This window comes from Gemmatimonadota bacterium (genome assembly GCA_016720805.1).
Lineage (GTDB): Bacteria > Gemmatimonadota > Gemmatimonadetes > Gemmatimonadales > GWC2-71-9 > Palsa-1233.
The window spans coordinates 21,612-32,571 of the sequence record JADKJZ010000011.1; the positions used below are offsets into that span (position 1 = coordinate 21,612).

The following is a 10,960-nucleotide window of genomic DNA, read 5'->3' on the forward strand; positions in this document are numbered from 1 at the left end:
CTCCATGATCGCCACGCAACTCGGCACGCCCTGCACGCATTGCGGCCTGGCCGTCCCGCCCGCCTTGCTGGCGAGCGATGGCGCCGCGTCGTTCTGTTGCAGCGGGTGTGAGACCGCGTACGGCATCGTGCAGCAGAGCGGTCTGGGGCAGTACTACGCCTTCCGCGAGCGGCGCGAGACGGCGGTGCAGAGCAGTGGCCACTCGTTCGAGGAGTTCGACCACCCCGCGTTCGCCGAGCTGTATGTGCAGGCGACCGCAGACGGGCGCGCCATCACCGAGCTCTATCTGGAAGGCGTCCATTGCGCCTCCTGCGTCTGGCTGGTCGAGCGGGTACCGCTCCTCCTCCCGGGTGTCGTGCGCGCGGAGCTGGATGTGCGGCGGGCACTGGCACGGATCGAATGGGACCCGCAGCAGTTGCCACTCTCCCGGGTGGCGCGCACACTGGACCAGCTCGGCTACACGCCGCATCCGTTCCGTGGCGTCGCGCGGGACGCGATGCGCCGTCGTGAGGACCGCGCCATGCTGGCGCGCATCGGCGTCGCCGGGGCGATTGCCGGCAACGTGATGCTTCCCGCGCTGGCACTCTACTCCGGAGAATTCGCCGGGATGGAAGCGGCGTACGAGGGACTGTTCCGCTGGGTCTCCCTCGGGCTGACGATTCCGGCGATGCTCTTTCCAGGGCGCGTCTTCTTCACCGGTGCGGTTGCCGCGCTCCGCACACGTCGGCTCCACATGGACTTGCCGATCGCCCTGGCGCTCGGCGCGGGCTTTGTGCGCGGGGCGATCAACACGGTGGCGGATAGTGGCCCGATCTATTTCGACGGCGTCACCATCCTGATCTTTGCCCTGCTCACCGGTCGCTTCCTGCAGCAGCGCGGCCAGCGCGCCGCGGCCGATGCCGCCGAGCTGCTCTACTCGCTGTCGCCCGATTCGGCCCGCGTGGTGACCGAGGATGGCAGCGAGCGCACCATGCCTGCGGCGGCACTCCTCCCCGGGATGTCGGTGCGCGTCCGCGCCGGCGAGAGCTTCCCGGCGGACGGTACCATCATCGACGGCAGCACCTCCGTCAACGCTGCCCTCCTCACCGGCGAATCGCGGCCGGTCACGGCGGTGGCCGGTGATGTCGTGCACGCCGGCACGCTCAACGTGGCGGCGCCGGTGACGGTGCGGATCGAGGAAGCGGGGGCCACCTCGCGACTCGCGCGGTTGCTGCGGCAGGTGGAGGAGAGCAGCGCGCGCCGGGCTCCCGTCGTGGCGATGGCCGACCGGATGGCGGGGGTCTTCGTCGCCGCGGTGCTGGTGCTCGCCGTCGCGACGTTCGCGCTCTGGGTCGGCCGCGACGACGTCGCGGCGTGGGACAACGCCATCGCGCTCCTGATCGTCACCTGCCCCTGCGCACTGGCCCTCGCGACACCGCTCGCGGTGACGGTGGCCGTGGGCCGCGCGGCGCGGGCCGGGATCTACATCAAGGGCGGAGACGCGCTCGAGCAACTCTCCCGTCCCGGGCACCTGGTGCTCGACAAGACGGGGACCGTGACCGAGGGTCGCACGGCACTGGTGAGCTGGCATGGCGATCCGTCGGTGCAGGCGATGGTGCTTGCCCTGGAAGCGGGATCGTCGCACCCGATTGCCGACGGCTTCCGCCGTGCGTGGCCGGAGCTGCTCCCGCCGATCGCCGAGTCGGTCGCGCACGTCGTCGGTGGCGGCATCAGCGGCGTGGTGGAGGGCCGGAGCGTACTTGTTGGCTCGCCGCGCTTCGTGATGGCGGAGGCCGAGGGTGGCGACTTTCTGCTGGCCACCCTTCGCGGGCGCGCGCTGACCCCGGTGCTGGTCGCGGTCGACGGCGTGGTCGTCGCGGCGGCGGGGCTGGGCGATCGGGTGCGCGATGGTGCCGCCGAGGCGCTCGGCGCGCTGCGTCGCCGCGGCTGGCGCACCACCTTGCTCTCGGGGGATGACCCGGCCGTCGCGGCAGAGGTCGGTGCCGCCCTTGGCTTCGCCGCCGATGAGGCCATCGGCGGGGCGACCCCGGAAGAGAAATTGGCGCGGATCACCGCGTGGCGTGCGGAGGGTGGTCCGGTGGTGATGGTGGGTGACGGAGTGAACGATGCCGCCGCGATCGCCGCGGCGCATGTCGGCATCGGCGTGCATGGCGGCGCCGAGGCCTGTCTCGCGACGGCCGACGTCTATCTGACGTCGCCCGGGCTGGCACCGCTGGTGGGGTTGATGACCGGCGCCGAGCGGACGATGCACGTGATCCGCCGCAACATGGTCTGGGCGCTGATGTACAACGTGGCCGGCGTCGCGCTGGCGATGTCCGGCACCATCTCGCCGCTGATCGCGGCGCTCATGATGCCGGCGAGTTCGCTCACCGTGGTCCTCGGCAGCTGGCTCGGGCGCACCTTTGCGCCGATCTCCGGCGCGGCGCCGAGCGGGGCGGTCCCCACGGCGCCGCGCGTCGTCGAGGCGGCGGCATGAGTGTCCTCTTCCTGATTCTGCCGCTGGCGCTGGTGCTGGTGGGGGTCGCGGTGTGGGCCTACATCTGGTCGGCGCGGGGCGGGCAGTTCGACGACCTCGACACACCGGCGGTGCGCCTGCTGCACGACGACGGCGAGTCGCGGGTCAACGACGTCCGCGCAGTTTCTCGATCGTCCGCCGATCCTTCTTCGACGGCCGCCCCTCGCTGAACTCCAGCGACGGCGCAAGCCGGAGCTGATCGGCGAGCAGTGCGCGTGCGGCCGCGGACGCCTGGGTCTCCTGATAGAGCTCGGCAGCCTGCGCCGCGGTCCCGCGCCGCTCGCCAACGCCGGTCACCACCACCTCGAAACGATACGGCGCCACCCGGACCACGATGGTGTCGCCGGCACGCACCGTTCGCGCCGGCTTGGCGCCGTCGCCGTTGACGTCGACCTTGCCACCCAGCACCGCCTCGGTTGCGGCGGAGCGGGTCTTGTAGAAGCGGGCGGCCCAGAGCCACTTGTCGAGCCGGACTGCCGTTGCTGCGTCCTCGCGGGCCATCTCGTCTCCAGGGTGGGCGTCGTCGCGGTGGATTGAGCATATTACACCGCTTGACCACCCCACCCATCCCTCCCGACTCCGCCGCGGGTCGCACCGGCGAGTTCCCGGCCGCCCCGACCCCGCCCCGGGCGCTCGATCGCCTCAGGCTGCCGGGGCCGCGGGCGCTGGTGGGCGGCATCATCCTGGTGCGACTGGTGCTCGTCGGGCTGGTCTTCGGCAGCGCGCTCGGCCGCACGTCCGGCGGGATCCCGGTGTCGGCGCGGATCATCGTCGGGCTGGTGGGATTGGTGGCGATCGGCTGGTTCACGATGGTCAGTCGCGACCGCAGCACGACGATGCCGGCAACCACGCTCTTCGTGCAGGCGACCGTGGACATTCTCCTGGTCACCTCGCTCGTGTCGGGCGACGCGACGCCGCTGGCAGCGCTCTACGTCGCCCTGGTGGCGGTCTATGGCCTCCTCCTCCCGACCGGCCGGTCGCTGCTCACCACCCTCTTTGCCGGCGCCTGCTACGTCGCGGTCACGCTGCAGTCGCCCGAGGCGGCGCTGGCGTGGTCCCAGGTTGCCGTGATCGGGCTGGTCGGTGTGCTGATTGCGCTGCTCGGCAATCGCCTGACCTCGGCCTCGCGCGAGCAGCACGCGCTGGCGGTGGCGCTCGCCCAGGTCCGACTCGAGGCCGAGGAGATCCTGGCGACGATCCAATCCGGCGTGATCACCGTCGATGGCGAAGGGCGCCTCGGCTTCATCAACCCGCGCGGGGCGAAGATCCTCGGGGGTGGCCGCTTCATCCCCGGGCAGCCGGTGCTCGATGTGCTGCGCGCCTGTTCGCGGGAGCTGCACGAGGCGATCGTGCTCGGCCTCACCGAGGGGACGCGCATCATGCGGGGCGAGGCCTCGGTGCGCCGCGCCGACGGCACGCTCTTCCCCGTGGGGCTCTCGACCACCACCTTCCAGCGGCCCGGCACCGAGCGGCCGTTGGTCACCGCCATCTTCACCGACATCTCCGACCTCAAGCGGCTGCAGGAATTCCGGGTGCGCGCCGAGCGCCTGGAGGCGGTGGCGGCGTTGAGTGCCTCGCTGGCGCACGAGATTCGCAATCCGCTCGCGGCGATCCGCAGCGCGGTCGAGCAGCTGGCCCGCTCGGTCGGGCCGGACGAGGACGATCAGACGCTGGCGCGGCTCGTGATGCGCGAGAGCGAGCGGCTCAACCGGCTGCTCAGCGAGTTCCTCGACTTCTCCCGCGTGCGCGCGTCGCGCTTCGAACGGATCGAGTTGATGGGGTTGGTCGAGGCGGCCGCACGGATCACGCGGGAGCATCCCGAGGCGCGCGGCACGAGCATCACCGTGGTCGGGGAACCGGTCGAGCTCGACGGCGACGAAGACCTGCTGCATCGGGTGGCGAGCAACCTGATGTTGAACGCCGCGCAGGCCCTCGCGGGGCGCGGCCACATCACGGTGACGGTGCGACTGGCCCGCCCGGGCGAGGCGCCGGTGGGACGGGTGGAGCGCCCCGTGATGCTGCTGGTGCAGGACGATGGCCCAGGCATTCCGGAGTCGGTGCGTGAGCGGCTCTTCGAGCCGTTCGTGACCGGGCGGACCGGGGGCAGTGGCCTGGGCTTGGCAATTGTGCAGCGCGCCGTGGATGCGCATCGTGGCGTGATCCTGGTGGACACCATGGCGGGCTCGGGAACGACCTTCTCGATCTTCCTGCCCGCGACCTGGACCGGAGAGGAGACAACATGACCCAGCAGCAGCCGTCCGTGCTGGTTATCGATGACGAGTCGGGAATTCTCGACACGGTGCGCATCCTGCTCAAGAAGGAGGGCTACGAGGTCTCCGTCGCGCAGGGGGGCAAGGCGGGCCTCGAGGCGATCCGCACCGTCAGTCCGGACATCGTCGTCACCGACGTGCGGATGCCGCAGGTCACCGGGCTCGACATCCTGCAGGCCTGCAAGGACCAGGACCCGATGATGCCGGTGATCCTGATGACGGCGCAGGCCTCGCTGCAGAGCGCGATCCAGGCCGTCAACATCGGCGCGTTCTACTACCTGCAGAAGCCGTTCTCGAACGACGAGCTGCTGGCGATCCTCCGCCGTGCCTGCGAGTTCCGCCAGATCCGCGTCGAGAACAAGCAGCTCAAGGCAGAGATCCGGCGCACCAGCGGTGGCCCGCGGCCGCCGGTGACACGGCCGATCGGCAAGTCGCGCCGCTTCCAGGAAATTCTCCGCTTCGCCGACCTGGTCGCGCCGACCGACTCGACCCTGCTGATCACCGGCGAGAGCGGCACCGGCAAGGAGGTGCTTGCCCGCTACACGCACGACGCCTCGCTGCGCGCCGAGGGGCCGTTCATGTCGATCAACTGCGGTGCCCTCCCGGAGACGCTGCTCGAGAGCGAGCTCTTCGGGCACGTGAAGGGCTCCTTCACCGGTGCCGTGCGTGACAAGCAGGGGCTCTTCGCCGCTGCGCGCACCGGGACGTTCTTCATGGACGAAGTCGGCGAGATGCCGCCCTCGCTCCAGGTGAAGCTGCTCCGCGTGTTGCAGCAGCGCGAAGTGATTCCCGTCGGGGCCACGGAGGCGATTCCGGTCGACGTGCGCATCATCGCCGCGACGAATCGCGACCTCGAGGAAGAAGTGCGCCGCGGGCATTTCCGCTCCGATCTCTTCTATCGGCTCAACGTGCTCGCGGTGGAGTTGCCACCGCTGCGCGAGCGGCGCGACGACCTCATCCTGCTGATCGACCGCTTCCTGCAGGACCTCTCCGAGGAACACGAGTCGGAGCCGAAGGCGCTCGCCGCCGAGGCGATGGATGCCGTCATGGTGTACGAGTGGCCAGGCAACGTGCGCGAACTGCAGAACGCGCTCGAACATGCGGCGGTGCTCTGTCGGGGGCCGCTGATCGAGCCGCAGCACCTGCCGGAGCGGATCACCCGGCGGAAGAAGGAGCCGCTGGTCGCCGAACGGAATCAACCGAATCCTGAACTCGACCTGGTCGAGCGCGCCTACATCATGTTCGTCCTGCAGGCCGAAGGCGGCAACAAGACGCGGGCCGCGGAAGTGCTGGGGATCGACCCGAGCACGCTCTACCGGAAGTTGTCGCGCTACGAGGGGAACGGGGCCGCGTAGGTGTCACGGCTCGCCGACGTCGCTGCGCGCTGGAAGGCGCTGGACTGGCGGGCCGACCTCGGCCTCGCGCTGCTGGCCGGGATCGGCTATGCCGTGCTCGGCTGGTGGCTCTGGGAAGGGCGTCCCACCGGCCTCGATGAAGTGGTCATGGTGTGGCAGGCGCGGCTGTTGTCGCACGGGCACCTTGCCGCGCCGATCCCCGTGCACCCGGAGGCGGTGCTCACCCGGCTGACCGGCATCGGACCGATCGGGATCATCGGGCAATTCTCGTTGGGGAGCACGCTGCTGCTGGTCCCCTTCGTCGCGATCGGCCAGGTCGCCCTGGCCGGACCGGTCTATGGCGCCATCGGCGTCTTCTGCTGGGCCCGGCTGGTCCGGCGGCTCGAGCCGCATGCGCCCACCGCCATCGGCGCGGTGTTGTTGCTTGCGATCTCTCCCTTCTGGGCCATCCAGTCCACCTCGCAGCTCGCCCACGTGCCGCTGACCGCGATCATCTGCCTGATCGGGTTGATGCTGGCGCGGCTGTTCGCCCTGCCATCCCAAGGGCGCGCTGCCCTCTGGCTCGGCGTGCTCGTCGGTCTGGCCGCATGGGTGCGCCCGGTCGAAGCGCTGTCCGCGGCCGTCCCTGCGGCGCTGATCGTGCTCTGGGCGGTGGCGCGCGGCCGACTGCCGCGTCGGGTGATTGCCCAGGGACTGCTGGGAGTCGCCGGACCGATGGCGATTCTCCTGGCGACGAACACCATCACCACGGGCGCCCCGCTGCGCTTCAGCTACGACGTGGTGTCGGGCCCGAAGCATCGCCTTGGCTTTCACGAGAGCCCCGACGGCACGGACTACACGCCGGCACGTGGCGTGCTGAAGACGCGGAAGCAGATGCACAGCCTCGGCGAGTCGACCTGGGAATCGCGGTTCACGCCGTTCTGGCCGGCCGCGCTGGGCGTCGTGCTCGCCCTGCCGGCGCTGACGCTCCTCGATGGCTGGGCGCTCGCGACCGTCGCGAGCCTGATGCTGAGTTACTGGGCGTACTGGGGCAACGCGGAATGGCTGGGCCCCCGCTTCATCCTGCCGGTCCTGCCGTTCATGCTCCTGGCCGTGGCCCGGTTGCCCCGATTGGTGGCGCGTTGGCATTGGGCCCTCGGTGCCGCTGCGGCGGTCGGGATCGTCGGGGTCGTGAGTGAGGGACTGCTTCGCGCACCGATACGGTTCCGCGAATTCGAGGCGATGGAACGCGCCACCACGATCGACCTGACGCGCCTGCTGATCGGTACCCCCAATCCAGGACTGATCATCGCCCGTGGCGACCTTCGTCGCACCAACGAGGCGCGGGTGCGCGCCGTCTCCGGCAAGCTCGGTGCGGCCAACGCCATCGTGAAGGGGAGAGAGCACTGCGATGTCCTGTGGGGTGTGCGCTGGCTCGAGATCGGCGTACCCCAGGCACCGCCCGTCGCCGACGCATGGCGCGAGTGGTGTGCGGGGCCGGAATTTCAGCAACTGCAATGGGTGAGTTCAGAGGTGACGGGCGCTCTCCTGCTCTTCTCCACCCCCACCCGGCCGGTCCTGCGGAGCCTGGGGGCCCGTACCGCGTTGCTTGCCGACAGCGTCACGTTCCGGGAGCGGACGCGACTGCTGTTGTGGGAGCGAATCGGCAAGGAGCAGTGGCGGCCCCGCCTGGCGGCCTTTGACTACGACAGCGCGCGCACCAGTTGGGCTCGGGAGGACAGCGCGTTCGCGCTCGGCCGACGGCAGGTGGGCCGATGATCGCCCGCCTCGCGGCGCTGCTCCTGCTCCTGCTCGGGCTGTTGCCGATCGCGAACTGGATTCCCGGCGGGCATGCGGCACCGTGGTACCAGGATCGACTCGATGGCTGGGGGAGCGGCGGGGCGATCGTGCTCGGCATCGCAGTGATTGCCTGGATCGTGCTGCGCGGTCGGCCGCACCTCTGGCCAGCTGGCAAGTGGGGCAGCTTCTCCCGGCAGTGGCACCGTGCCGATTCGGCGGCCGACCTCGGCATCGCGCTGGCGGCGTTCGGCCTCTACGCGGCAGTGTCGCGGCTGGTGCTCTCTGCCTCGCCGCTGTTGATCGACGAGATCATCCAGGTCTACCAGGCGCGCACCTTCGCCGCGGGCGCACTCTGGCGCGTCGCGCCGGCGCATCCCGAATTCACCGGCGCGATGCACCTGATCGACTGGGGTGGCAAGGTCTACGGCCAGTTCCCGGCGGGCGGCCCTGCGATGCTCGCGCTCGGCACGTTGGCGCACGCGGAGTGGCTGGTCGGGCCGTGCTTCGCCGCGATCGGCCTCTTCGCCTTCGCGCGCGTGCTGCGCCGCATTGAAGGACGCGAAGGGACGGCCCTCGCGGCACTCCTCCTCTACGCCCTTGCCCCGTTCACGGTCTTTCTCAGCGCCTCGATGATGAACCACGTCACCACGGTGACCTGGCTGATGCTGGGGACGTGGGCGCTCACCGTCGCGACCGCCACCAATGTGGCGCGGATCGGTCCGGCGTTCGCCCTCGGGCTGGCGTTTGCCTGCGCCGCGACGATTCGCCCCCTCGATGGTGCCGTCTTCGCCCTGCCGGCCGGTGCATGGTTGCTGTGGCGGGCGCGGCACGGCCGCGAGCACGTCGTGGCGCTGCTGGCGAGTGGTGTCGGCATCGCACTGCCGTTGATCGCCCTCGGGTGGGTCAATGCATCGCAGACTGGCGACGCGCTCCGTTTCGGCTACATCGAGATGTGGGGCCGGTCGCACGAACTGGGATTCCATGAGGCGCCGTGGGGCTTCCCGCACACGCCGGCGCGCGGGCTCGAGTTGGTGAATCTCTACCTGCTCCGGTTGCAGAGTTACTTCCTCGAGACGCCGGTGCCGTCGCTGCTCTTCGCGACGGGTGCCCTGGCACTGGTGCGCCGCGTGCAGGCCTTCGATCGCTGGGCGCTCGTCGCCTGCGGCGGCGTCCTGCTGTCCTACTGGGCGTACTGGCATGACGGCTTCTATCTCGGCCCCCGCTTCATGCTGCCGCTGACTCCGTGGCTGGCGTTGTGGACCGCGCGTTTCCCCGCGGAACTCGCCGAGCGCACGCCGTCGCTGCCATTGCGCCGCGCGGTGCTGGTGGCGGGGCTCGCCGCGCTGGTGATCGGTGGCACGCAACTCGTGCCGCTGCGGGCCGTGCAGTATCGCAACGGGATGCTCTCGATGCGCCTCGATGTCGACGCCGCGGCACGCGCCCAGGGTGTCTCCGGCGCGCTGGTGCTCGTGCGCGAGAGCTGGGGGGCGCAGGTCATCGCCCGGATGTGGGGGCTGGGCGTCTCGCGCGTCGAGGCCGAACAGCTCTATCGCAGCGTCGACCTCTGTCGACTCGATGAGGCGGTGGCCTCGGTCGAGCAGCGCGGTGGCGGCGCTCAGGCGCTCGCGTCGGCCGTCGCGCGGGACCGCGCCGACTCGGCCCAATTGATTCCGCTGCGCGTCTCGGTCGACACCACGGGGCGGGTGATGCCGGGCTCGACGCTGACTCCGCGATGCACCCGACGGGTGCTCGAGGATCGGGCCGGTTACACCCTCTTCCCGCCGCTGCTGCTGGCGCGCGGGGACAACCGCTACATCCGGGACCTGCATGCCCGCGACACGCTGCTGCTGAACGCCGATCCATCGCGCCCCGTCTGGCTGGTTACCCGCGCGACGGACGTCGGCAGTCCGCTCCGGTTCGAACGGGTGAATCTCGATTCCGCGCGCGCTGAGTGGAAGGCACCATGACCGCCGACCGCATGGCGTTGGTGATTCCGGCATGGAACGAGGCGCGACGGTTGCAGGACGCCGCGTTTCTCGCCTTCGTCGAGTCGCAGGACGTGGTGGACCTGCACTTCGTGGACGATGGCAGTCAGGACGCGACGCCGGCGCGCCTCGCAGCCCTCGCGACCGCGGCACCCGGGCGGATCACCGTGCAGCGGCTGCAGCCCAATCGGGGGAAGGCGGAGGCGGTGCGCGCCGGATTGCTGGCGGCACTGGCCGAAGGCTACCCCTTTGTCGGCTATCTCGATGCCGATCTCGCCGCCCCACTCGAGACCGCGCTCCTGCTGCGCGACGAGCTTGTGCGCCGACCGACCGTGGCGATGGTCCTCGGCTCGCGCGTCAAGCTGCTCGGATGGCACATTCATCGGTCGGAGCGTCGCCACTACCTCGGCCGAATCTTCGCCACCTGCGCGTCGATCACCCTGGCACTGCCGGTCTATGACACGCAGTGTGGGGCGAAGGCGATGCGTGGCGGTCCCGCATTGGACGCCCTGTTGCAGGCGCCGTTCCTCTCGCGCTGGCTCTTCGATGTGGAGTTGATTGCCCGGCTGCGTGACGCGGTGGGCGAGTCGGCGCTGCGCGAGTTGCCGCTGCCGCGATGGGAGGATCCGGGCGGATCCAGCGTGGGACTCAAGGATTTCGTGCGGGCACCGCTGGAGTTGTGGCGGATCTGGCGCCGTTATCCGCCGCGCGGTGGCGTGGCCGGCGCCTGATCCGGCGGTGCCTCGGCGCGCTGCAGCGCCAGCACGCGGGTGAGCTCACCAAGATCGCGCTGGAGTCGACGGAGCGCCGCGGCAGTGGTGGCGAAGTGGAAGAGGCAGAAGACGATGAAGAAGTAGAACATCAGGTCGGCGCCGCGCCCGATGCCGAGCGCCGCCGCCGCACGGTTCGTCAACTCCGGGTTGAGGACCAGCCCGATGCCCAGCGCAGCGAGGCCGAGATACATCAGTCGATCGGCCGAGGCGCTGCGCATCCGCACGACGTAGACGATGAAGAGACCGATGAGACCGAGGAGGACGAGCTGCGAGGTGGTCATGA

General features: G+C 70.3%; 9 protein-coding genes. 7 read left to right on the forward strand and 2 right to left on the reverse strand.

Features of this window, described 5'->3' with window-relative positions; translation table 11 throughout:
• Positions 1-4 precede the first annotated feature (4 nt).
• Together IPP98_09385 and ccoS are read left to right on the forward strand one after the other, a co-directional pair.
• Positions 5-2,476, forward strand: a complete 2,472-nt coding sequence (locus tag IPP98_09385; GenBank protein MBL0179321.1) for a heavy metal translocating P-type ATPase — start codon at positions 5-7, stop codon at positions 2,474-2,476.
• Complete coding sequence (ccoS, locus tag IPP98_09390) at positions 2,473-2,685, forward strand: cbb3-type cytochrome oxidase assembly protein CcoS (protein ID MBL0179322.1); 213 nt, start codon at positions 2,473-2,475, stop codon at positions 2,683-2,685. Before IPP98_09385 ends, ccoS begins: the two co-directional genes overlap by 4 nt.
• Here ccoS and IPP98_09395 read toward each other — a convergent pair.
• Entirely contained in the window at positions 2,621-3,016 is a 396-nt protein-coding gene (locus IPP98_09395; GenBank protein ID MBL0179323.1) for an RNA-binding S4 domain-containing protein, read from the reverse strand. The two genes, ccoS and IPP98_09395, sit on opposite strands and share 65 nt — an antisense overlap.
• Positions 3,017-3,066: 50 nt before the next feature.
• Between IPP98_09395 and IPP98_09400 the strand changes: the two genes are divergently transcribed.
• Genes IPP98_09400 through IPP98_09420 form a run of 5 tightly spaced genes read left to right on the forward strand, consistent with a single transcriptional unit; the run spans position 3,067 to position 10,635 of the window.
• Entirely contained in the window at positions 3,067-4,758 is a 1,692-nt protein-coding gene (locus IPP98_09400; protein ID MBL0179324.1) for a PAS domain S-box protein, read from the forward strand.
• Positions 4,755-6,140: a sigma-54-dependent Fis family transcriptional regulator gene (locus IPP98_09405; protein MBL0179325.1), complete on the forward strand. Its 1,386-nt coding sequence runs from the start codon at positions 4,755-4,757 to the stop codon at positions 6,138-6,140. Before IPP98_09400 ends, IPP98_09405 begins: the two co-directional genes overlap by 4 nt.
• Complete coding sequence (locus tag IPP98_09410; GenBank protein MBL0179326.1) at positions 6,141-7,898, forward strand: hypothetical protein; 1,758 nt, start codon at positions 6,141-6,143, stop codon at positions 7,896-7,898.
• Complete coding sequence (locus IPP98_09415) at positions 7,895-9,886, forward strand: hypothetical protein (protein ID MBL0179327.1); 1,992 nt, start codon at positions 7,895-7,897, stop codon at positions 9,884-9,886. The genes IPP98_09410 and IPP98_09415 overlap by 4 nt, the downstream gene beginning before the upstream one ends.
• A gap of 11 nt (positions 9,887-9,897) precedes the next feature.
• A complete protein-coding gene (locus tag IPP98_09420; GenBank protein MBL0179328.1) occupies positions 9,898-10,635 on the forward strand; it encodes a glycosyltransferase in 738 nt (245 codons plus the stop codon).
• On the opposite strand, the gene IPP98_09425 is transcribed toward IPP98_09420, so the two are convergent.
• A complete protein-coding gene (locus IPP98_09425) occupies positions 10,602-10,958 on the reverse strand; it encodes a DUF2304 domain-containing protein (protein ID MBL0179329.1) in 357 nt (118 codons plus the stop codon). The two genes, IPP98_09420 and IPP98_09425, sit on opposite strands and share 34 nt — an antisense overlap.
• Positions 10,959-10,960 lie beyond the last annotated feature (2 nt).

Bases quoted from the DNA above. Each gene is read 5' to 3' on its own strand.
- IPP98_09385 (MBL0179321.1), top strand. From the start codon at position 5: ATGATCGCCACGCAACTCGGCACGCCCTGCACGCATTGCGGCCTGGCC.
- ccoS (MBL0179322.1), top strand. From the start codon at position 2,473: ATGAGTGTCCTCTTCCTGATTCTGCCGCTGGCGCTGGTGCTGGTGGGG.
- IPP98_09395 (MBL0179323.1), bottom strand. From the start codon at position 3,016: ATGGCCCGCGAGGACGCAGCAACGGCAGTCCGGCTCGACAAGTGGCTC.
- IPP98_09405 (MBL0179325.1), top strand. From the start codon at position 4,755: ATGACCCAGCAGCAGCCGTCCGTGCTGGTTATCGATGACGAGTCGGGA.
- IPP98_09415 (MBL0179327.1), top strand. From the start codon at position 7,895: ATGATCGCCCGCCTCGCGGCGCTGCTCCTGCTCCTGCTCGGGCTGTTG.
- IPP98_09420 (MBL0179328.1), top strand. From the start codon at position 9,898: ATGGCGTTGGTGATTCCGGCATGGAACGAGGCGCGACGGTTGCAGGAC.
- IPP98_09425 (MBL0179329.1), bottom strand. From the start codon at position 10,958: ATGACCACCTCGCAGCTCGTCCTCCTCGGTCTCATCGGTCTCTTCATC.